Below are 22,124 nucleotides of genomic sequence, written 5' to 3' on the forward strand. Positions count from 1 at the left end.
TCGACCATCGAACGGGGAGGTTCTTTCTTATGATCCCATTATACTCGAAAAAGGGAACGCTTGTACGTGTCCGTTATCCTTTGTACAATGGAATGAGAATGAGAAACGGTTTGCTATTACGGATAGGAGGTGCGCTCGTTGAAAGCTTTCCGGTTTATTCATGCGGCAGACCTTCATCTGGACAGCCCGTTCAAAGGCTTGTCCGCTTTGCCGCCGTCCGTTCGCGACCCTTTGCGGGAATCGACGTTCGATGCGCTGCAGCGGCTCGTCGGGATCGCGATAGACGAGCGGGCGGATTTCGTCCTGATCGCGGGAGACGTATACGATTCGGCCGACCGCTCGCTAAGGGCGCAGCTCAGGTTTCAACGCGCGGTGGAGACGCTCGCGGAGCGGGGCATTCCGGTATATGCGGTACACGGCAATCACGACCCGGACGACGGGCGCAAGGCAAAGCTGCGCTGGCCGGATTCGGTCCGCTTTTTCTCTTCGGCCGAAGCGGAATGCTTCCCGGCGAGCGACCCGCTTCGCGGCGATTTGGCCTACATACACGGATGGTCGTATCCGACCGCCTCGGTGACCGAAAATCCGCTTTCCCGATACGGCAGCCCTCGGACGGGAGGGTATAATATCGGGCTGCTGCACGCAAATGCGGACGGCGATCCCGGGCACGACAATTACGCGCCATGCTCGGTCAAGGAGTTGATCCGTACCGGGATGGATTATTGGGCTCTCGGCCATATCCATTCGCGACGGGTGCTGAACGACAGACCGCCGATCGTATACCCGGGCAATTTGCAGGGACGAAGCGTGCGGGAGACGGGAGCGAAAGGCTGTTATGTCGTCGACGTGGCCGAATCCGGCAGGACGTCGCTCTCCTTTCGCGCTGCGGATGCGGTACGCTGGTTTGCCGCCGATATTTCGATCGAGGGAATGACTTCCGAGCAGGAGCTGCGAGATCGGTTGGAGGAGCGGATGCGCGAATGCGAGGAAGAGGCCGGAGGCCGGCCTTCGATCGTCCGCTTCCGCTTGGAAGGAAGGGGACCGCTTCACCGGGCGCTGCGGCGCCATGGTCCGGTCCGGGAGCTGACGGAGGAGCTGCGCGAAGCGCAGAGGAGAAGAGCCGAAGGAGAAGACGGAGCGCCGTTCGTATGGATCGAATCCGTGCAGGTGCGTTCGGGATCGGAGTTGGATATGCGGCTTGCGGCAGGCCGCAGCGGTTTTCTCGGCGATCTGATGCAGCTGTCGGAAGAGCTGGCCGGAGACGACGTCAAGCTGCAAGCTTTCTGCGAAGAGGCGCTTGCCCCGCTGCTCGCCCATCCGAAAGCCGGGGCGCTAATGGCCGGGCTGCTCGGCGAGGAGCGCGCAGACTGGCTGAAGGCTGCCGAGATAATGGCGATCAGCCTGGTAGCCGAGGAGGAGGGATGGGACGAATGAACATCCGGGATATCCGGATCGACGCCTTCGGTACGCTGCGGGACCGGCGGTTCGCGCCGGAGGGGCCGATTACGCTGTTTTACGGGCCGAACGAAGCGGGCAAAAGTACGATCATGGGATTTATACGGGCCGTTCTGTTCGGCCTGCCTCCGCGAACCGTATCCTCCAACTTGTACGAGCCGCATGCCGGCGGCATGTACGGAGGGGCATTGACTCTGGAGCTTGGCGAAGGCCGCTCGTATCGCGTCGAGAGGTCGTTCCAAATCGATTCCGGCGGACGGGGAAGAAGCGGAGGCGGCAAGGTCAAGGTGACACGTCTGCACGAAGCGGACGGCGTTGAGCGTTCGTCGCGATCGGCGGAAACGGGAGGAGCCCAAGACGAGGCGCTGCTCCGGGAGCTGCTGGGAGGCGTTCAGGGCGAGCTGTTTCGCAGCGTGTTCGCCTTTGGCTTGAGCGAGCTTCAGGAGCTCGGGTCGCTGCAATCGGACGAGGTGGCCGGATATTTGTACAGTGCCGGCTGGGGCGCGCAAGGAAGCTCTGTCGTCGCGGCGGAACGCCGGATCGTTCAGGAAATGGATAAGCTGTACCGGCCCAAAGGCAAAAACCAGGAAGTCGCCTTGCTCGTCAAACGGTGGGAGGAGGGCCGATCCGAGCTGAGGCGCAGCAAGGAGAAGCTGGCCCAGTACATCTCCTGGGGAGAAGAAGCCGACCAATTGGAGCGGGATATCCGTTCGGCTGACGATACGCTGCGAAGCGTCAGGGATGCGGCGCTGAGAACCGATAGATGGCTTCGCTCGAGAGAGCACGGGCTGAGGCTCCAGGCCGTCGGGCGGAAGCTCGGTGAGCTGCCGCTTTTTGCCGCCTTTCCCCATGACGCCCTATCCCGCTTCGAGGTTCTGAATGCGGATCGCGAACGTCTGGGCGAAGAGCTGCGAGAAAGGGAAGCGAAGCTTCGCGCAACCGGACTCGCTCTGGAGTCTATACGCGTCGATGAAGCTCTTGTGGCGGAAAGGCAGAAGCTGGAGTCGATGCTGGAGCGGGCCGGGGCTTATAGGGAAGCGCGCTCTCTGCTGAGCGGACTGCGGAGTGAGGCGCAGGCGGATGAAAGAGCTGCGGAGCTTGTGCTGGAGCAGCTCGGAAACGGTTGGACGGAGGCGGATTTGATAGCATATCCGCTCTCGGTTGCCGACCGGGAAACGGTACGTGAGGCCAAAGCGAAATGGGACGAGCTGCGCAAAGAGGAGGAGCTGCTCCGTGCCGATGCCGGACGGACGGCTCGGGAGCTGGAAGAAGCCGGGAAGGCTGCAGTCGTTGCTCGTTCCGCTTACGAACGGGCCGAGAGCTTATCCGGGCATGGCGAAGCCCGGTGGGAGCCGTCCGCCGAGGCGATGAAGCGCAAGCTCGCCCAGCTCGGCTCCGACTACACGGAATGGAGCAGGCTGCGGCAGGAGCTGCGTCATCTGGGCCAGCGCGAGCGGGATTACCGGCTGTTTCGCGAGCCGGCATTTGACGGTAGGGCAAGAAGCAAGCAGGCGACGGAACGGAGCGGCAATGGCGGCTTCTACCGATGGCGTCCCGCATTGCCCGTAGCGGCCGCTTTGATCGTTCCGGGCTTGCTGTGGATGCAGGGACAGGAAGCTATGGCCGCCGTCACCCTGCTTCTGTTCGCCTCGACGGCCGTTCTGATGCGGCCGGGAGCGCGGAACGGCACTGCGCCTGAGGGGCGAGAAAACGGACAACCAGTCCCCTTTTCGGAAGAAAAGCAATCGATTCGGCGGCAGTTGAATCAACTGGAACGGTCGGTCCTGGATAAAACTTTAGCTTGGAGGCTGACATTTCCGGAATATGCCGCCGCGGCAAACGGAGCAACGGCCGATACCGAAGCCAGTCTCCCGGAGAGCTGGTTATCCGAAGCGCGACAGGCAGCCGAGCAATGGTTGGAAACGCGGAGCGTTTTGGAGCGACTGGAGAAAGCGATGGGCGAAGCGGATGAGGCGGCTGCACTCTCGCTCGGGAAGAACGAAGCGGCTTCCCGCCGTCACCGGGAGGCGGAGAACAGTCTCGCCGAATGGAAGGAAGACTGGGAGAGCTGGCTTCGGGAGCGGGGCATTTCCCGCGGCTTGAGTCCGGACGGCGCCTTGGAGTGGCATTTGATCGCGGAGCAAGGAAAACAGCTGCTGCGGCGGCGGGAAGCGGTCAAACGCCGGATTAACGCTATGGAGGCGGAAGCCGAGTCCTTCGAGCGGGAAGCCGAAGCGCTGGGCGGCCGAATCGACGGCGATCCGCTGTATGCGCTGAAGCGCCGCAAAGCCGAGGCGGACGAGGAGCAGTCGAGTCTGTCGGAGCGTGAACGGCTGTCCAAGGAGCGCGACAGGCTGGCAGCCGAGACGCAGCTATGCCGGGAGAAGCTGGAGGGCGTCCGGACCCGGATCGCCGAGCTGTGGCGAGATGCGGGAGCGGATACGGAGGAGCGGTTCCGCGAGCGCGTCCGGTTGAGGGAAGAGAGAGCCACGCTCGAGCGGGAGCGGGAGGAGCTGGCGACTGCCCTCGATTCGATGCTCGGCTCGGAGCTGCGCCAGGAAGCGGAGCAGTCGCTCCTTCGGCCGCCCGAAGAGCTGGAGAGCGAGCTGGAGCGGTTAGCCGGGCTGCAATCCGATACGGAACGACGGCTCGACGGGCTGAGAGACAGAAGGGGCCGGCTGCGCAACGAGATGGAGAAGATGGAGAGCGGAGAGGAGCATGCCGAGCGGCTGCAGCGGGTACAGGAGACCGCGACGGAGCTGGAGCAGCATTCTCGCCGCTGGGCAGTTTTGGCGCTCGCTACGGCGTTATTCGGCCGGACGCGCGCACTGTACGAGACGGAGCGGCAGCCGGCCGTCCTCCGCCGTGCGTCCGGCTATCTGAATGCGATGACCGGCGGCCGTTACGCCCGGATTATCGCTCCGCTTGGCGAGAAGAGGCTCGTAGCGGTCAACCGCGACGGCGAGCCGGTCGATTCGGCAAAGCTGAGTCGCGGGGCGGCGGAACAGCTGTATATGGCGATGCGGTTTGCGTTGGCCGACGAAACCGCTCCGGCTGCCGCCTTGCCGTTCGTCATGGACGACGTATTCGTCAACTTCGACGAAGAGCGTCTCCGCCTGTGTCTGGAGCTGCTGCCGTCGCTTGCCGAACGCAGGCAGCTGCTCCTGTTCACCTGCCATGAGCACGTCGTGCGTACAGCGTCAGACCTTATTGCTCCGCTGCAAGTCATACGATTGTGAAGATATTGGCAGCAAGCCCGCCGTACCGCGTTAATGACGGTCGGCGGGCTTTCCCGATTACAAACGCTTTGCCGTTGAAAAGCCCCCGCTTGCCTCCGCTTTTGGTTTCCTCAAAAAGCAAGTTATTTTCCTGTCGATATACAATATTGTCCAGTGGGATAAAAAAGACTCCTGTATAATACATATCTATACAACAGTGCGATTGGGCCGGAAGCAGGACCGTGACGATGCGACAACAGAACGCGGAAAGGAGGTACAATCGTTCACTCTGGATCAGCTTATGCATTTTAAATGTTTTGGAAAGCGATTTCATTTGCTTGCTTGCGCCTTTCAAACGATATTTATTCAGGAGGTCATATTCAATTGAACAAACTTCGCATGGCATCGCTGTCATTCATCGCGATTGTTACGGGTACTCTGGTTGCATGCAGCCAAGGACCAAGCAACGATAAGGATAAGGCGGCTCCGGACGCTTCCGTACCGAAAGCCAACTCGACCGATTACAAAGGGGGCGCGGCGGAGCTGCTGGTGCTCGACGTAAATACGGGCACCACGGACGAACAATTTCAAAAGTTTTTCGTGGAGCCTGTCAAAGCCAAGCACCCGCAAATCAATTTGAAGAAAACCGTAGATACCCTCGACAAGCTGCTCGCGGCGGGAACGGCTCCGGATATGGTTTTGGTCAGCAACGCTTCCTTGGCGACGATGCTCGAAGCCGATATCCCGGAAGATTTGACGCAGATGTTCAAAACATATGGAGTGAATACGGCACAGCTCGAGCCGGCCGTGTTCCAGCAATTGCAGAAGCTCGGGGATCAGAAGGCGCTCTACGGACTTCCCTTTTATATGAACTACGGCATCATGGTTCATAACCGGGATATATTCGACAAGTTCGGCGTACCGTATCCGAAAGACGTAATGACCTACGAGGAGCTCCTCGAGCTGGGGAAAAAACTGACGCGCAGCGACGGAGGCACCAATTATATCGGCGTTATGCCGCCCGACCTGAGACAAATGTATTGGCAGTACGGGGTGCCCGTATTCGATAAAACGAAGGGCAAATCGTCCTTGACGTCGGACCGTCATGTCCAAGTGTTCTCGCTGTTGAAGCAGTTTTATTCGATTCCCGGCTATTTGGATAACGGCAAGCACAGCCATTCGGTCGATCTGTTCTTCAAGGAGCAGCGGATGGCGATGTATCCGAACTGGGTCGCCGCCATGGTCACCTTCTTCGACAGAGCCGGGACAAAGGATGCGTTCAATTGGAATGTGACCGCCCATCCGAGCTACAGCGACAAGCAAGGGCTTGGGAAAGAGGTCGATTTCGCGATCGCGGTCGTCAACAAGTCGGGCAAGTACAGGGAGGCGGCCTATCAGGTGCTGCTCAGCTTGTACAGCCAGGAGGTGCAGACGAAGTTCAGCAAGGCCGGACGACTGTCCGTGTTGAAGAACGATGAGATCCGCAAAGTATATGGCGAAGACAGCAGCGTATACAAGGGCAAAAACTTGCAGTCCATGTTCAAGGTATCTCCGTCGCCGCTTCCGGATTCCTCCAAATACGATCCGAAAATCAACGCGCTGTTGATCGGGGAAGTCGTGAAAAGCGTCATGGTCGACGGAACGGATATCAATACGGCATTGCGGAATGCGGAAGACAAGGCCAACAAGGAAATTGTAATCCCGTGAGGCGAAGACGCCACGAATCGGGCCGAACAATCCGATCGGCCCGAAGCTGAATACCGTGCACTTATCCCCGTCCCATTGGCGCGAATGCCGATGGGACGCCGCTATTCAAGCAGCCTCAAGCCGAGTACCCCGGCCAGCGCGCACAAAATGCCGATCAGCTCCTGGAACGACCATCTTTCCTTCAAAAAAACTCGCGCATACAGCAAAATGAGCAGAACGTTCGTGGCCACGACGGCCGACACCAACCCCGTAATGCCGTGCTGGAACGCCGGCAAAATAAAGATCATGCCGGATATGTTGCTCAATCCGACGAAAGCGCCCCAGCCGAGCGTTTTCCGAATGGACCATGCCGCGGGCCTTGCGTCCGCCTTCGGGAAACGTCCGTCCGTATCCGTCCGCGCGCTCGCTGCAGCTGCGCCGGATACGTTTGCAACGGCAACCTCCCTTCTGGCGCCTACGCCAAGCATTCCTTTGCGCAAACGTCCCAAGCTCCACAGCAGGAAAAATAATACGGAGCCGGTAGCGTACATGATGAATAACGTAGGCAATTTGTCCGCATGCCACAGCATCGCCTGTTTGGAAGCCAAGTCGGTAATCCCGAACGTGACCATCGCGAGCAGAGCCCACTGAACGCCCTGCAAATTGCGCCAGGACAAGTCATTGGAATAGCGGATGATGACGATTCCGGCAACGATGACTAGGAAAGCGGCCGCTTGCCATAGGTTCAGCGTCTCCCCCCAGCGGAAGTACGAGACGGCCGCGACCACGACGGGCGTAAGCGCCGTGAACACGGCGACAAGCGACGCTTTCCCGACAGAGAAGCCTTTGTACATGGAGGCGTTGGAGACGAAGGAGAAGGCGCCCATCACCAAGCCGGTCCATACGGCCGGGCTCCAAGATTGACCGAGCGCGAGAGCGGCGGCGATCGAGACGATGGCTCCGGATACGTACACGCCGAGCAGCATCAAGTTCCGCTCGATCGGTTTTTGCGATGTCCATTGGTATAAAATTCCTCTGAAGCCGAAGCAAACGGCGGCCAAGGATGCGTAAGCGAGCCACATGGGGAGCGTCTCCTTCCGGGAATGAAAAAAGTTGACCCCACTATATGCTTTGTAAGCGATTCCAGTCAACCGATTTTTTAGACTGCGGGAATCGTTCCTTGCGGGCTCATTGGCTTGCCGTTTGGAGGCTTCATGGCCGATTTGCATATAATGGACAGCCGACGGAAAAGCATTTCTTAATTTTCGAAGACACGAGGGGGCGTCTATTGTACAATGAGCCTATATGCAAGGGCATTGCAAGGCCCCCAAAAAAGAGGATCCGGCCTTCGAACTGTATGTCCGAGTGCAAGCGAAGGTCGGAATGGTACGGATCGGAGGAGCGTATGGACGAGGAACGGCGGAAGCATCCGGCGAAGCGCGAGCTTACATACCGGGTAGGTTGGAAAAAAGGAAAGTTCGAAATCGGAGAAAACGGACGGGTGACATCCTCGGAATCGGCTGTCGTGTTCATGGAAAAAGTGATGTGGCAACGTCTGCTGGAGCATGTGGTATGGCGGAAAGTCCCGAACGTGCCTTTGGGCGGGATGACTTGCCTGCTGTTCGCTTTGCCTGTCGTCAGCTTCGGGTTGACATGGTGGTTGGTGCGTTTGCTGTCCAAGGTTTGATCGATTCGAGTTGAAGGGAGAGATTTGATGTATATCGCTTTGGCCGTATTTGCCAGTCTGGTCGGTCTGTTCGTAACCGGAGCCGCCATTTTCACGGCGTGGACGTTCTACGCGTCGCGCAAAAAAACGGTCGAGGTCCAGCAGCAGGATGGGAACGCTCCCGCGGCTGCCGCAGGGAATCCGTGGAGCTGGTTTTTGCGCTGGACCGTGGCGGACTATGCGGCGCTGTTTTTGTTCGGGTTCGGGGCCGTCTTTCTGCTGACCGATCTGGTGGGAGTAGCCAAGGACCGCGATCAATTTCCGATGTATCATTACGCGTATTTGCTTTGCGGGATCGTATTCTCGTTCATGGGGATGCTGTTTACGTTCGTCAGACTCGCATTGGTGCTCCGCTTAACCGGCGGCTCGGCTGCGGCTCATCATCATCCGCACAAACCAGATCAGACCAAGCATGCCGAATAGCGGATAAAGCGTCGATAACAGGGTACTGAAGCCGATTTGTCCGATCAAGTACGTGCCGAGCAAAATGAAGATAATAATCGGCTTGATCGGCCAACCGGTCCGCTGGCGTATTTGCAAGGTCAATCCGTATACGTTGGCGATATAGGTCGTGAATATTTCCCCGAAGATGACGCAAACGAACAATAGCTGCACGTTTTCACCGAGTCTGGCGATCAGCCGGCTCATCGGTATTTCGAACTGCGCGATGCCCGGCATCTGCGAGGCAAGCGCGAAGTGTCCCGCGACGAGCATCGCCGCCACCAACGTCCCGCCGATCACGCCTCCCCGTATGATCGTCTTCCTGTCCGCAACGGAGGCGCCCAGCGGGACAAGTACGGCCTGGGCTGTAACAAGGTTATAAGAAACGTATAGAAATGGTGCGGACCACAGACTCAGGGCCGAAACGTCGCTCGTCATGGTCAGCCAATTGTCCGCACCCGGAGTGCCGATCGTGGATGTTACCACTAGCGCGCAGAACAGTATCATGAGGGGAACGACGACCGAATTGACCGCCACGATCGCCTGCAAGCCTTTGGCGATGACGAGGTAAGCGAAGACCAGCGTAATCAAGAGGCCGCTCTGATAAGACAAATTGAAATGCTCGTTAAATACGGAGCCTCCGCCGGCCAGCATTACCGTCGTAATGCCGAACAGCATTACGAGCGTAAACAGGCTGAACCATTCCCCGACCTTCGGTCCGAACAAATGCTTGTTCAAATCTTCGTAGGAGGCTGCCCCCAGCGACCCGGCCAGCAGCATCATCCGCGTGCCGAGCCAGACGAACAGCAGACCGGCCAGCAGTATCGTTGCGGTAGCGCCCGCTCCGTACCGGGTAAAAAACTGCAATATTTCCTGCCCGGTCGCAAACCCGGCTCCTACTATCGTCCCCGCATACGTAAAGGCGATTTGCATGGCTCTGACCCATGACGCCATTCGTATTCACCTCCTTTGTACAAACATGGTATAGTACAAGGGTATGTGATCCGACGATCCGTCATGACTATCGTCGCACGCAAAAAAACCTCTTCGGCAGAAGAGGTTTCGAGGCAACTTGCCGATCATATCGTTTCGGAATTTTTTCTCATCTTCGGAATACGTCGATAGACGTTTTTCTTATCGATAAAGCAAGTTACCTTCGCTATAGCGTAAAGCGGAGTGCGACTTTCTTTACCAAGAAAAGCTACATCTTACGCAGGGGCATTCGCCGTGGAGAAGCTTCTTATTTGCTGTCCGCGAACAATTTGATCGATTGGATCGCTTCGGTTTTCGGATCGATATCGAGCTTCAAAATGGTGCCGTCCGCTTTATAATGGAGCGCATAGGTCGTGTTCGTATCCGGCTTGCCCAGCGCCGTCTCGGCGTCCTTGACCTTCTGTCCGAGGCGCAGGCCGCCCAGGCCCGCATTGACATCCTTGGACGTAATTTCGATGAACTCGACTTTGCCGGCCGTATTGAAGCCGACGGCGAATCCTTCATATTCGAAAACGGTGAGGGGATCTTTCTCGTCGTCCATCTCGAATTCGGATACGGGCTCGTCGAACTTTTGCTTGACGGCCGCTTTCGTATCGGTCAGGCGGATCCCCATCAGAGAAGGCTTTTTAACGTTATACCCCTCGATGGTTGCATTGCCCGTTTTGCTTTCGGGCGGTTTCGTATCCGACGAAGTCTCTACTTTTTTGTCCGTAGGGACGGTCGGCTGCGGATTAGGAGTCTCGGCCGGCTCTTGTTTGCGTGGCGGTTCTGTCGCGACTTCCTTCGGTTCATGCACGGCCAGCGTAGACGAATTCGCCGTAAGCTGAGGAGGCGGCGCCGTTACTTGCCCGAAACGCGGAGCGGATACGGAAGGCGGCGAGGACGGTTCGTCCGCCGCAAGCTTCGTTGTATTGCATCCGGTGCACACGGCACCCAAGATTACGGCGGCTACCCAAAACCGGACGTCTGGACGAATGATCATAATTGATCTTCCTTTCACCGTATCTAAACGGAAACAATACTGGGTGATGACCTGCGGCTTCCAATAGATATCGTTTATTATAGCCCGAATGGGACCGGTATTTCAAACGACTCCCATTATTACCCAAACGGATCGTCTAAGGTCCGTTCATTGATACTTATATTAACTAAGACGGATTTCAACAGCAAAAAGTTGCACAAAAATAAAAAAAGATAGGATTTATTTTCCAATTATAATTTAACCGTTTGCCGGACTCTTGAATCACGCTTCCCCGATATGGTACGTTAGACCAAACTATGTTAACGGAGGAACTATCAATGGACATCTTGAAGCAGCTTATTGCGCAGCACGGCATCGTCTTGTCAAACCAAACGCTTCAGCTGGACGCTCTGCTCAATCATCAGGTCGATCCGAAGCTAATCATGGAGGTCGGCAAAGAATTTGCCAGACGTTTCCGCGAGCATAACATAACGAAGGTGCTGACGATCGAATCGTCCGGTATTACCGTCGCTTTCGCTACCGCACTGGAGCTCGGAGTTCCGCTCGTGTTCGCCCGCCGCAAAAAAACGTTGACGACCGACGGAGACGTCTGGTGCGAACGGGTGCCCTCTTTCACGAAAGGGATCGTAACGGACATTCTCGTCTCCAAAAGCGTGCTGAGCGCGACGGACCGCGTTCTGATGATCGACGATATTATTGCCAACGGAGACGCCGCCCGAGGATTGATCCGCATTTTGGAGCGTGCGGGAGCGGAGCTGGCGGGAGTCGGCGTAGTCGTGGAGAAGAGTTTCCAGGCCGGCGCGCGTACGATACGGGAGCAAGGCTACCGCTTCGAATCGATTGTGCAAATCAAGTCGCTTGACAACGGCAAAGTCGAATTTGAATAAGCTGAGAGGAATTGGAGCCTTCCATCCTGACGATTTTTTCGATATAATGGATGAAGGTCGCTGGGAGGAGGTTACAATATGGGGAAAGAGCTAATGACAAGCGAGTTTTTGATGACCAAATTGTCGGAATCCAAAGTACATTTCGAACGTGCTCTTGACTGCAAACATACCGAGTTTGATGATCTGTACCCCTATATGATCGAGCATCCCCAGTTTTTCTGGTATAAACGTTATGTAGCTTGGTCTGAGCTGCTGACAATCGTCAAGCTTTGCATTGAGCTGGATGTCGATTGGAAGCCCGCTTTTTCCACGGTACAGACGGAATATATCGAAAGACGCGTCATGTCGGGCAAAGTGCTGGACGAATGGTACGAGAAAAACGATTCGAAGGAGCACGTCGGTTAACACCGTCTAACTATAGCATTGTGCTTAAGACCCGGATGTATCGCATTGGGGTCTTTTTTTCTAGAACGGGAAATCGGGCGAAACGCGACAGGAGGGTATCGGCTTGATAACGGACGAGCAACTGGATGCTTACCGCATCGAAGGTATCAAAGTCCGCATCGTTCGGGACGCGGATCCGGCCAATGACGTCCGCGGAATTGTCGTCGCTTGGGACGACGAGTCCATCATCGTACGGAGGCCGAACCGGAAAGTAGTCAAGCTGTCCCGCGACTATTTGGTGCAGCCGGCCAGCGAGAAACGGCCGGATACGATTTTGTAGGGGAGCGCACGAAATATGGATATCGGCCCGGGGCCAGTTCCCGGCATACGTTGCAGCAAGGTACATACGATGAATGCGGACTATATCGCGATAAAAGCGGAAGATTGGTTGCAGACGTTGAATTCCTCGATATGGGGAGGCGGTTTCGGGAAAGCGCGGCACCTGGTCAACCGTCAAGTGCCGAAGTCGTATATGTGCGACGATCCGGAAGTCGAAATGGAAAGCTTCCTGCGATCGAACGGATTCGATCCCGGGTCGGCTGTGGCGATGCTGACGGCAGCACGCGTAGAGGATGCTGGAGAAAGCCATGGGCGTGTCGGCCGTTTGCATGTGTCCGCGTGGGTCACAGCCGGGCTCGGCAATACGGTTCGGGCAGGCACGACGGAAGGAACGGACCGGCTGTATCCGGGTACGATCAACAGTATAGTCGTCATAGACGGACGTTTGACGCAGGCGGCCATGGTTAACGCCGTTATTACCGCGACCGAGGCTAAGGCGGCGGCTCTTCAGGATCTTGGCGTAAAGGCGAGAAACAGTCAGCTGCTTGCCACGGGTACTTCGACGGATGCGGTGCTGATCGCCGCGACGGGACGGGGCGACCCGTTCCGTTATGCCGGTACGGCGACGACGGTCGGCTACTGGATCGGTAAAACCGTGTACGAGGCCACCGTCCGTTCGGCGAAGGCATATGCGGCTCGGACTTAGGGATCTGGCAGGGCCAAGGAATAGCAGCTGGCCGACGCTCTTGGACGTTGCTGCAAAGGTTTTGCTTGACTGTTGGGACAAGCCCGTGCTATTATAAATTTCGTTGACGCCATCGAGCGGCAACCAATCGATTTGCGGTCGTGGCGGAATTGGCAGACGCGCTAGATTCAGGTACTTGTGCGTGAGCCGCTTGTATTTCTCCGAAATGCCCGTCGTTACGCGGTTTTATCAGCTTTACACTCTTAAGTTCTCTCCTGTAGTTCTCTCTTTTATCTGAGGCGCAGGCTGAGGCGAAAATTTGCGGTCGTGGCGGAATTGGCAGACGCGCACGGTTCAGGTCCGTGTGGGCTAATCACCCGTGGAGGTTCGAGTCCTCTCGACCGCACCACCTTAAATTTCTAAGATCTTGAATTCGTCTCTTTAGATGATGTTCAAGATCTTTTTTGCATGCCGGGAATTTGCAACGTGTTGCTAATGACCTGTGCCGACGACATTTTGGAGCTGTAGTCCAGATGAGCATAGATGTTTGCTGTTGTGGAGTAATGACTATGCCCCAACCATTCTTGAATTTCTTTCATCCCCACACCGTTTGCCAGCAGAAGGCTGGCGCAACTATGTCGAAGATCATGAAATCGAATTCTTCGCATGTCATACTTCTCCAGAACAATCGGGAAGTGTTGCGTAATATACCCCGGTTTGATTCGCTCCCCCAACTTGTTCACATAGATGTAATCTGCGTATTCATCGGAATATGATTTTTTGTAGAGCAGCTTATTTCTCTGTTGTTCCTCCAGCAGTCGCAGAAGCAGTTCCTGAAATGCCGGAACGAGAGGGAGCGTACGGTGACTGGATTTATTCTTTGCTCGGTCCTTGACCACCGTGATTAGTTTGCCTTCGTAGGATACAGGAATGACCGTGTGCTGGATCGTAAGGGTCTGATTCTGAAAATTGATCGCCTGCCACTTGAGTCCGACGATTTCACCGCGCCTCAACCCGTAGAAAGCGGCCAGCAGAACGGCGAGCTCGATGGGATCGCCTTTTACTGCTTCGAATAACTCATGGAGTTCCTGATCCCGATAGAAGCTTCCAGTGAAGTGGCTCTTTTTGGGCCGCTCGACTTTATCAGCCGGATTGGTTAAGATCATGTCCATTTTAAGCGCGTGTTGCAGCGCCTGACGGATATAAGCATGGAAGTGCTGGACGGTGCTTGTTGAGAGCTTGAATTCCTTTAGCACGTACTGGTAGAAGTCGTGCAGATGCTTTGGCTGAATCTCCAGTAGTCGTAAGCCCTTTTCTCGGAAGTAAGGAACAATGCGACCATTAACTCCAAAGGTGTAAGCGGCATGAGTCGTGACTTCGACACGATGCTTCATCATTTCCAACCAGTGCTCCATAAAGTCGGCGAAAAGAATACCGGCTGGACTATACTCGGCTGGTGCTGTTTTTTCCTCAGTGACTGTTGTTTCATAGCCAGCGGATTCTGAAGGAGATTCAAAACTCTTCCGTGCGTCTTGCAGCATTGCTTCCGCTTTCTTCTTATTCCCTTTGGTTGGCAGCCCTGTTGCAATCCACTTGGTTTTTCGCTTGCCGGCCTCATCCTTGTAATTCAATACAATATAATAATTTCCTTTCTTTTCTTGCAGGTGGCCTGCTACCATTTCATATCCCTCCAGGATAGCAGCCCCGGCAACCTACCATCGACGCTTTAATTATAACAGGAAATGAAAAGATTTTTCAATGCTTTAAAGCGTCGAAGTGTTTGCTGGGGTAATGATTTCCCGTAAATAATTTATGATGCTCAGTTTCGGAATTCTGTAAAACCGACCGATGCGAAAATGAGTGATACGCCCTGATTGGAGTAATTTGCGGCCCGTTTTGGTACTGATGCCTCCTAGCATCATACACATTTGCTCGACCGTCACGACATCTGGCATGGACTGAAAAAGGAGAAGATACGGATCGGATTCTAAAATGGATTGATTCTCCTCATGTGACATGAAGGTTCTCCTTAACTGATTAATTCAAGTTTTTCACGCAAATTGGAGTAAGCCATATATATGCCTTCATTATCCTGTTCATTTTTTGGGTGAAATCGGGTAATCAAGAGAAAAAATCGAAAGACCACCTTCAGAATGAAGGTGGTCTTTCGTAATACACCGTATTATGCGAACCATTTTTTGACCCTTCAGAAATGCCGGAATCCCTTGCCCCGTAAGATTTCTCCCCTTTTCCCTACTTAGCTTTTGTTGCTTTGCCTTCGCATAACTTGAATTTTCTCAGCTAAGATATACGAATCAGGTGCTGAAAAGATAAGCGAATGCTCACTTGAACAGTTTCCATACGGCTTGAGAAGCATGCCGAGGTTGAGCAGAATGTCGACATTGAGTTCGGTTCTTTTGTCGAAGTAGATATGGAAAGAAGGAAAAATCCCGAGCTTTGCCGAATATTAGAACCTGTAAATTGGAATATATTATTGAAGGTTTATCTTGAGAAGGGCATACAGAATGAGGATTCTTGTGGTTAATCACGAACCACTGATAGGGAGATGACGGGAGTCATGCCAATCATAAATAAACATCTATCTGAAAACCATCCATTTTCCATATCACTCACATGTTCTGATGAAAACGCTACTAACGATGTTCCTCATAGATGTTTAATAGAAAATGGGCACCATGATGTTTTTCTTGACCACATGACAATAGCATTACAAAATCATCACATTAGTCCTGAGGCTCTGGAACGCCGTAGAGATTTAATTGAGTCTTTACGGATAATTGGTGCGCCAATGCCTCTGTCTCCACATCCACGGAATCTTTCAACCCAGAAAGGAAATTTTGCTGAAGTTTTTCTAGCAGAGTATTTATGTGAGACGACTGAGGCTGAACTCCCTATTTATAGATTAAGATACAATCCAAATGTAGAGCAATCAATGAAAGGCGACGATGTTTTGCTTTTTGATTTGGATTCTGATCCGGTACGTATTATTGTTGGAGAATCAAAGTTCAGAGGAGTTCCAGATAAGCAAGCTGTAGTAGATATAGTTGACGGGCTTGTACGTTCAAACAAAGCAGGGTTACCTATTTCATTAATGTTTGTTGCTGAGCGTTTGTTCGAAGCTGGTAATTCTGAGTTGGCAAAGAAGGTTCAGAATTGCGCTATATTATTTGTAACAAATCAACTGCAAATAGATTATGTTGGTCTTCTGATGAGCAATCACAATACGAGAAGAATTGTTAATACCCATGCCTCGAGTGAGCTCCATAATTTATTGATGATATCGTTAAATTTTGAATCACCAGAGACGATTGTGCAACAAGCATTTGCACGATTGGAGAGTAATGTATGAGCATACCTACAGATTATGCAATATCTTTGCTTCGTAGTTTAGAACAAAGCAGAATAGAAAACCTCGTAACTCAAGCTGATGCACGACGAATTTTACAAGAAGTTAGAGAACGCCCTGAAAATTACCCTAATTTTGATTCTGCACTTACAGAAAAAGCAACACATATCGCGTACAGTTTGATTTCTTGTGGTTGTTCATTGGTAGAAAATGAAGATGCAGAAACTGATGAAGGGTTAGTAGTGCTAGAAAAGGCCGGAAAGATATTGTCAGATGCATTTAAATTTAATTCTGATGAAATTGAGACGAAAAACTATAATCTTTTGATTGCCGGTATGTCGCTATATGCAACTAAGCAATATTCACGTGCATTTATTGTCCTTAATGATATCCATGTTGATTTTACAGTTGGACAAATAATCATTAATTTTATAAAAAAAGACTTTGAAATTATGCTACAAATTGTAAGTGATGTTTTATACACGCAAGTGCCCGAAAAATTATCTCTTCGTGATTTTGATGAATGGGTAATCTCGCATGAAATTGCACGCTGTTTTTTAATCGTTACTGATTTTATTCACACGGGCAATCAAGAGAACTTTACACTAATAAAAGATATTTTAGAAAAGTTATTGAACCTTTCTTCGGAAAGCGGTTTGACGCTATACTGGCTTGTTATTCGACTGTTAAGAATCATCTTTTCTACTTTTCAAAGTTCATCCCTATGGTCTATCTTGCCGCCGTTTCTCCCCAAAAAGTATATAACTGAAAAATATATCCGTTTACTCAGCGGGTTTAGATCCCCTGTTACAGAAATATGGCCATCTCAGACAGCGGCATTGCCCCTTGCAATTGGTGGTAATAGTGGTGCTGTTATTAATCTGCGTACAAGCGGTGGGAAAACAAGAATAGCAGAGATCGCTATCCTCAAAACCTTATCTACTCATGTGTTATCAAAAGTTTTGTATCTTGCACCATTCCGCTCCTTGGCTTTTGAAATTGAGCAAAGTTTAAGTAGAACATTCGGACCACTAAGCATTACTGTTTCACAGTTATACGGTGGTTCAACTGCCAATGTTACAGACTTTGAACTGATCAATGAATCACAAGTTATTATTGCCACACCTGAAAAGGCAAAAGCCCTTATTCGTTGTGGATCAGGACTTGAAGAAGAAATCAAGTTAATTGTTGTTGACGAAGGACACTTGTTAGGTGCAGAAGAAAGATATATTAAAAATGAAATGTTCCTTACGCATATCAAGGAGTTTGCTTCAAGAAATCAAATAAGAATGTTACTTTTATCAGCTGTATTGCCAAATGCAGATGATCTGGCTCAATGGATTACAGGCGACGCGGATTTGGTAGCAAGGTCAGATTGGAAGCCCGCTTTGGAGCGGTTGGGCTTATTACTTTGGGATGGTAAGCGCGTTAGGTTGGAGTGGAAAAGTGAAGGCGAACCGTTTAACCCTAATTTCATCCAAAAAGGTCCTTTGGGATTTGGACGTAGAAGGAACCATTTCCCAAATAATAAGAATGAGGCTGTAGCTGCGACCGCAGTTCGATTAGCTCAAAACGGAACAGTCATGATATATTCCGCAAGAGCCAATTCAATTAATGGGTTGGCTAATAGTGTACTTATAGCAATGGGAGAGCATCCAGAAGATTATCAATGGGATGATTCTCTATGGAATGTTTTTCAAAGTGTCTGTAGTGAAGAACTGGGCAATGACGATATCGTTTTAACAGCCGCAAGAAAAGGGGTCATATGTCATAATAATCGACTGCCTACACTAGTTCGCATAGCTATTGAAAGGCTTATGCGTTCTAAACCTCCACGAATAATCATTGCCTCCTCTACACTCGGTCAAGGAGTTAATGTAGGTATTTCGACTGTGATTGTGTCAACTCCATATTATAGTGACGAAGCAATCAGCAATAGAGATTTTTGGAATATTTGTGGAAGAGCAGGACGTGCTTTTTCTGATGTTGAAGGAAAAATACTTTATGCAATTGATACAACAAGAGCGCAGTGGCAAGTTAATAATGATAGACGCCTTGCCCGAAGTTATTTTGATAATCGTCAAATGGAGGAAGTGCGAAGTGGATTACTCGCTGCTTTAAAGGCTATTTGCAGGAACGCAAATCGTACCGGAACCGATTTCACATTACTTGTTGAAACAATAGCAAATGATTTTATTGATGTTAATATTCGTGATGACTTTTCTAAGTGGTTAAATCGAATTTTTGACTTCATTGATGATGAGCTTCTCGCAATGCATGAAGATTTTAGTACAGATGATGCCGATATAAACTGGATTGATGATGTCTTTAGAAATTCGCTGGCACTTATTCAAGCAGAAAGCGAGAACAAAGAATTTTACTTAGCCCTTTTACAAGCACGTACCACTGCTCTATTGCGCAGAATACCAAATAGGACTGATAGAAAAAAGTTAATTTCTTCGGGCGTTCCGCTGTCAGTGTCTATAGCTATGTTAGAGGATATTGATTTTTTTAGAAATCTTGCTATGACATTCATTCAATCTTCTGTTGGCGAACATGATGATATTGAGTTGATAGATAATATTATTCGTGAACTAGAAATTTGGAGCATTCAAAAAGCACATGATTTAATGAACTTCGTACCAGAACAAGCGGTTTTAGATAATATACGTCACGCTTGGATAAGTGGAGATGCGCTCGCTACAATAATGACGTTTGAACAAGATGCGGCTGAAATTTCAAAAGACTACTACGGCTTTACGTTGCCATGGATTATATACGCTGTTTCTCAATTATTTGATCATGAAACAGAAGAGAACGTGGTTCAATTATATACTTCACTTGCCATGTTTGTTGAACTAGGACTTCCTAACAATTTAGCCGCGAACATATATTTGGCAGGTGTGCGTTCGAGAAGTGCGGCTTTAGAGATGTCCACATTTGAAGTTTTCAAAAACAAGAGTATTTTAGAAATTAAGCAAACACTATTGAACTTTTCAACATCGGATCACACTCTTTCGGACAGTTCAAAGGTATGGATGGAGTTGCTTTCGGAATCTACAAAATCACAAACACCTAAAAAACTATCTTTCCCTCATTTTACGTGGAAGAGACACGATCTTCCTGATAAACTCTACCTTAGAGAAGTTAATGGAGCGTGTTTTCTTACTTCGAGTGACGGTTATTTCTATGAAAAAGTTGAATCAACAGATGATTTGCCATTTTCAAATATAGCCAATATTCCAGGGATGTTCTTCATATATGAAATTGACAAGTGGCGATTGCGCTCATATAACCCTCGAATAGTTGTAAATGATGGGGATTAGATTATGCTGTCAACAAGAGTAAGAAAGGAGTAGCATTCAAATTTATGAATTCCATAAGTGAGATAACCAAACGTGATATTTTCGATTTGTTCAAATACGGGATGGATATACCTGATCTATGGGAAATGCGAAAAGTGCAGTACAATTACTTTGGACGGTTAGAGGAAATAGAGTTTCTCCAGAGACTATATGATATAAAGGGGATGCCAAGTCTAGATACAAGGTACCACAATGCTGAGGAAGATATTTGGCAACATACAGTAAACAATGATGATTATCCATTTTGTTGGGTATTTGAGGACGAGCGCTTCCAATTAAAAAACGGAAGTGATGAAAAATATTTAAAATTTATCTGTGAAATATTTCATCCCACAGTAAGGGATGAAAAAGGATATTGGAAAGAGTTTCTTGTAGGGGTTAACAAATTGCTACAAAACGATGGATATGAAATTTATCCAGCAGAAAAAATATCTAACCGTGATGTGTACAGTTGGAGATTTTTTGATTCGCTAGAAAATAAACTATTTATCCCTTTTTCTCAACGAAATCAAAAGCCAATTAAAGAAAAAAGAATGTCACTGTCAATCAAACTAAGCGCAAGAAATCAAATTTATCAATTTCTAGAAAAACATAATGAAGTTTTTCAAAAAACAGATGAAACTGGTTGGAACTATAATGTTAAGACAAGCGAAGAAGTGTTCAACAACATTCGGCAATTTTACATACCTAAATGTTACAACAGTCAGAGAGAGTATGTGGAAACAGATAACCTAAAAGATTTTGTATGCCATAATTCACCCTATTGTGTAATCGATGCAATAGAGTTTTTTGAGAAGTATAACCAGAATACTGATTTCGAGGCTCAAGTTAATGCAATATTAAGGCTGAATGATATTGCCCTAAAGCTGAATAATGGTAAAATTGAAAGTACATTTAATTCTCAAATAAAAACTAATACATTAGTTCCAATTCAGGAAGCAGGTCTCAAAGAGTTACTTCAAGAAGCAGCTATTTATTATGATGAAGGTAACCTTAAAATTGCTGTTGAAAAGCTGTGGGATGCTTTTGAAAGGCTTAAAACTTATTATTCCCCTACATTAGATAAAAAGAAATCTACAAGCAGGATTATTAATCATATGAGCGGTCAAAAAGCCCATTTTCAAGAACTCTTTGAGAAGGAGTTTCTTGAACTTACACAAATCGGTAATAACTTTAGAATTCGGCACCATGAAACAACAAAAACAGATATTGAAGATCATAGGCACTATGATTATTTTTACAAGAGATGTCTTTCGCTAATTTCGGTTTCGATTCAGTATTTAGATTATAACGGAGTGTCTTAGTCAAAATGAAGTGATGTTGTGCTCAATAGATAAATGTATACTGTTGAGAAATGCCAATTACTGAATGGTATTACCCCAAACTTTGAGTGGTGATTCATGTGTCCAAAGTCAAAAATCAGCATTTTGTACCTCAATCATATTTAAAGCGTTTCTCAATCAACGAGCAACTCTTTGTTTACGACAAAGTAATTAATAAGACTCCTTACAAAACACACATAAGGAACGTTGCTGCTGAATCATATTTTTATGACATACCTGAAGATATTTTTAATCAGACAAAGGATCGATTTTCTCCGGAGTATCGTGATATTCAATTTGTTGAAAAGGAACTTAGCAAGTTTGAGCAAAAGTTTAACTCTTTGCTGAATAACTTGTGTGCTAAGTTTTTGCTTACTCCAGAACCCCACTTCAAAAAAGCCCTAACTAGTAATGACCGTGAAGATTTATCAGTCCACTTGGCTCTGCAGCATTTACGTACTCGAGACTCCAGAAGACAAATCGCGCAAATAAACAAAACAATCACGCAAATGCTATTTGATCTGAGCATGTACAACGAAGACAAAAATTATAAACCTGGGGAATATTTCGTAGAGCCGAACCCGGAACATGAGGTTATTGATCAATTATCTTTCATGTTAAACCCAGAAAAATTGCTAGAATTTTCATCAGTACTCAACTCGCATATCTGGTTTGTCGGCGTCAATCAAACCGACCAGCCATTCTTCACATCAGATGCGCCTTTGGTTAGAAAAGCCCACATGCCTGAGGATATAATGAGTTACAGTGGACTGGGTTCTAAAGGCATAGAACTTGCTTTTCCAGTTTCAAATAAATTAATCATAACGCTTTGTGAGCGGAGCTATCATAAGGTTGTGGAGCCAGTTGAAAACTTATTCTTTCCTATTTACGATCTTGAAGTAATTAAATACTACAATTCCATGCAGATTATTGGATGTGAACGCCAAGTGTATTGTTCCCAAAATAAATTTATGTTGGTTGAAGAATATAGGGAGAATAATTCGTCAGTTTTAAGGAAGAAAGACTATACTATTCAAGTTAATGGCGGTCCCTTCGGCAATAAATATCAACGAAACGATGATTGAGAGAAGTTACTCTGTATTTGAATGCACAAGAGAAGGCCCGGTGCGGCGTTCTCTTTTTTTATATAGATGCTCTACCTTGAAGCCGGTTGCCTGACCATCAGTGCAGCCGGTTTTTTGCATTAAAAGAGACAACCATCTTGACGTAAGCATTCGCTCTTGCCATTCAGAAAGGCCGCACTGATAAAACCA

At 49.6% G+C, this 22,124-nt stretch carries 18 protein-coding genes and 1 tRNA gene; 14 read left to right on the forward strand and 5 right to left on the reverse strand.

Annotated elements, in window-relative coordinates:
* Nucleotides 1-138 precede the first annotated feature (138 nt).
* The 3 genes from FE784_RS15710 to FE784_RS15720 all read left to right on the forward strand — a co-directional run bounded on the left by FE784_RS15710 (nt 139) and on the right by FE784_RS15720 (nt 6,380).
* Complete coding sequence (locus FE784_RS15710; protein WP_139603162.1) at nt 139-1,434, forward strand: metallophosphoesterase family protein; 1,296 nt, start codon at nt 139-141, stop codon at nt 1,432-1,434.
* Entirely contained in the window at nt 1,431-4,694 is a 3,264-nt protein-coding gene (locus tag FE784_RS15715) for an AAA family ATPase (protein WP_176706259.1), read from the forward strand. Before FE784_RS15710 ends, FE784_RS15715 begins: the two co-directional genes overlap by 4 nt.
* 363 nt (nt 4,695-5,057) lie before the next feature.
* Complete coding sequence (locus tag FE784_RS15720; RefSeq protein WP_176706260.1) at nt 5,058-6,380, forward strand: ABC transporter substrate-binding protein; 1,323 nt, start codon at nt 5,058-5,060, stop codon at nt 6,378-6,380.
* A gap of 101 nt (nt 6,381-6,481) precedes the next feature.
* On the opposite strand, the gene FE784_RS15725 is transcribed toward FE784_RS15720, so the two are convergent.
* On the reverse strand, nt 6,482-7,441 hold the full coding sequence (locus FE784_RS15725) for a DMT family transporter (protein ID WP_139603166.1): 960 nt from the start codon (nt 7,439-7,441) through the stop codon (nt 6,482-6,484).
* A gap of 323 nt (nt 7,442-7,764) precedes the next feature.
* Here FE784_RS15725 and FE784_RS15730 point away from each other — a divergent pair, with 323 nt between their 5' ends.
* Both FE784_RS15730 and FE784_RS15735 read left to right on the forward strand, forming a co-directional pair.
* Nucleotides 7,765-8,046 (forward strand): hypothetical protein, encoded by a 282-nt coding sequence (locus FE784_RS15730; protein WP_139603168.1) that lies wholly within the window; start codon nt 7,765-7,767, stop codon nt 8,044-8,046.
* 27 nt (nt 8,047-8,073) lie between these two features.
* A complete protein-coding gene (locus FE784_RS15735) occupies nt 8,074-8,508 on the forward strand; it encodes a hypothetical protein (RefSeq protein ID WP_139603169.1) in 435 nt (144 codons plus the stop codon).
* Here the strand turns inward: FE784_RS15735 and FE784_RS15740 are convergent.
* Nucleotides 8,440-9,480, reverse strand: coding sequence for a YkvI family membrane protein (locus FE784_RS15740; RefSeq protein WP_139603170.1), 1,041 nt, complete (start codon nt 9,478-9,480; stop codon nt 8,440-8,442). The two genes, FE784_RS15735 and FE784_RS15740, sit on opposite strands and share 69 nt — an antisense overlap.
* Before the next feature lie 286 nt (nt 9,481-9,766).
* Nucleotides 9,767-10,501 carry a hypothetical protein gene (locus FE784_RS15745; protein ID WP_139603171.1) on the reverse strand — a complete coding sequence of 245 codons (735 nt, stop codon included), beginning with the start codon at nt 10,499-10,501 and terminating at the stop codon, nt 9,767-9,769.
* Between the two features lie 317 nt (nt 10,502-10,818).
* Here FE784_RS15745 and FE784_RS15750 point away from each other — a divergent pair, with 317 nt between their 5' ends.
* The 5 genes from FE784_RS15750 (at nt 10,819) to FE784_RS15770 (ending at nt 13,205) form a co-directional block, all read left to right on the forward strand.
* Nucleotides 10,819-11,388, forward strand: coding sequence for a xanthine phosphoribosyltransferase (locus tag FE784_RS15750; RefSeq protein ID WP_139603173.1), 570 nt, complete (start codon nt 10,819-10,821; stop codon nt 11,386-11,388).
* A 78-nt stretch (nt 11,389-11,466) separates the two neighbouring features.
* The gene (locus tag FE784_RS15755) at nt 11,467-11,793 is read left to right on the forward strand and encodes a hypothetical protein (RefSeq protein WP_139603174.1); all 327 of its coding nucleotides are present in this window, start codon (nt 11,467-11,469) and stop codon (nt 11,791-11,793) included.
* Nucleotides 11,794-11,896: 103 nt separating this feature from the next.
* Nucleotides 11,897-12,112, forward strand: coding sequence for a hypothetical protein (locus FE784_RS15760; RefSeq protein WP_139603176.1), 216 nt, complete (start codon nt 11,897-11,899; stop codon nt 12,110-12,112).
* Nucleotides 12,113-12,127: 15 nt separating this feature from the next.
* Complete coding sequence (locus FE784_RS15765; protein ID WP_139603178.1) at nt 12,128-12,817, forward strand: adenosylcobinamide amidohydrolase; 690 nt, start codon at nt 12,128-12,130, stop codon at nt 12,815-12,817.
* A gap of 300 nt (nt 12,818-13,117) precedes the next feature.
* A tRNA-Leu gene (locus tag FE784_RS15770) sits at nt 13,118-13,205 on the forward strand.
* Between the two features lie 43 nt (nt 13,206-13,248).
* Here FE784_RS15770 and FE784_RS15775 read toward each other — a convergent pair.
* Entirely contained in the window at nt 13,249-14,475 is a 1,227-nt protein-coding gene (locus FE784_RS15775) for a tyrosine-type recombinase/integrase (RefSeq protein ID WP_139603179.1), read from the reverse strand.
* Nucleotides 14,476-14,559: 84 nt separating this feature from the next.
* Nucleotides 14,560-14,814 carry a helix-turn-helix domain-containing protein gene (locus FE784_RS41935; protein ID WP_139603181.1) on the reverse strand — a complete coding sequence of 85 codons (255 nt, stop codon included), beginning with the start codon at nt 14,812-14,814 and terminating at the stop codon, nt 14,560-14,562.
* A 560-nt stretch (nt 14,815-15,374) separates the two neighbouring features.
* Between FE784_RS41935 and FE784_RS15785 the strand changes: the two genes are divergently transcribed.
* The 4 genes from FE784_RS15785 to FE784_RS15800 all read left to right on the forward strand — a co-directional run bounded on the left by FE784_RS15785 (nt 15,375) and on the right by FE784_RS15800 (nt 21,935).
* Nucleotides 15,375-16,166 (forward strand): Hachiman antiphage defense system protein HamA, encoded by a 792-nt coding sequence (locus tag FE784_RS15785; RefSeq protein ID WP_176706261.1) that lies wholly within the window; start codon nt 15,375-15,377, stop codon nt 16,164-16,166.
* Nucleotides 16,163-19,489 carry a DEAD/DEAH box helicase gene (locus FE784_RS15790; protein WP_139603182.1) on the forward strand — a complete coding sequence of 1,109 codons (3,327 nt, stop codon included), beginning with the start codon at nt 16,163-16,165 and terminating at the stop codon, nt 19,487-19,489. The genes FE784_RS15785 and FE784_RS15790 overlap by 4 nt, the downstream gene beginning before the upstream one ends.
* Nucleotides 19,490-19,533: 44 nt before the next feature.
* Nucleotides 19,534-20,832, forward strand: coding sequence for an AbiJ-related protein (locus FE784_RS15795; RefSeq protein WP_139603183.1), 1,299 nt, complete (start codon nt 19,534-19,536; stop codon nt 20,830-20,832).
* 98 nt (nt 20,833-20,930) lie between these two features.
* Entirely contained in the window at nt 20,931-21,935 is a 1,005-nt protein-coding gene (locus FE784_RS15800; protein WP_176706262.1) for a DUF4238 domain-containing protein, read from the forward strand.
* The last annotated feature ends 189 nt before the right edge of the window (nt 21,936-22,124 follow it).

Origin of the sequence: Paenibacillus hemerocallicola (assembly GCF_006265175.1) — a bacterium.
GTDB lineage: Bacteria > Bacillota > Bacilli > Paenibacillales > NBRC-103111 > Paenibacillus_AB > Paenibacillus_AB hemerocallicola.

Coding starts and splice junctions, on each gene's coding strand:
- FE784_RS15750 (WP_139603173.1), top strand. CDS start 10,819: ATGGACATCTTGAAGCAGCTTATTGCGCAGCACGGCATCGTCTTGTCA.
- FE784_RS15730 (WP_139603168.1), top strand. CDS start 7,765: ATGGACGAGGAACGGCGGAAGCATCCGGCGAAGCGCGAGCTTACATAC.
- FE784_RS15725 (WP_139603166.1), bottom strand. CDS start 7,441: ATGTGGCTCGCTTACGCATCCTTGGCCGCCGTTTGCTTCGGCTTCAGA.
- FE784_RS15795 (WP_139603183.1), top strand. CDS start 19,534: ATGAATTCCATAAGTGAGATAACCAAACGTGATATTTTCGATTTGTTC.
- FE784_RS15765 (WP_139603178.1), top strand. CDS start 12,128: ATGGATATCGGCCCGGGGCCAGTTCCCGGCATACGTTGCAGCAAGGTA.
- FE784_RS15790 (WP_139603182.1), top strand. CDS start 16,163: ATGAGCATACCTACAGATTATGCAATATCTTTGCTTCGTAGTTTAGAA.
- FE784_RS15755 (WP_139603174.1), top strand. CDS start 11,467: ATGGGGAAAGAGCTAATGACAAGCGAGTTTTTGATGACCAAATTGTCG.
- FE784_RS15740 (WP_139603170.1), bottom strand. CDS start 9,480: ATGGCGTCATGGGTCAGAGCCATGCAAATCGCCTTTACGTATGCGGGG.
- FE784_RS15775 (WP_139603179.1), bottom strand. CDS start 14,475: ATGGTAGCAGGCCACCTGCAAGAAAAGAAAGGAAATTATTATATTGTA.
- FE784_RS15785 (WP_176706261.1), top strand. CDS start 15,375: ATGCCAATCATAAATAAACATCTATCTGAAAACCATCCATTTTCCATA.
- FE784_RS15745 (WP_139603171.1), bottom strand. CDS start 10,501: ATGATCATTCGTCCAGACGTCCGGTTTTGGGTAGCCGCCGTAATCTTG.
- FE784_RS41935 (WP_139603181.1), bottom strand. CDS start 14,814: ATGTCACATGAGGAGAATCAATCCATTTTAGAATCCGATCCGTATCTT.
- FE784_RS15715 (WP_176706259.1), top strand. CDS start 1,431: ATGAACATCCGGGATATCCGGATCGACGCCTTCGGTACGCTGCGGGAC.
- FE784_RS15735 (WP_139603169.1), top strand. CDS start 8,074: ATGTATATCGCTTTGGCCGTATTTGCCAGTCTGGTCGGTCTGTTCGTA.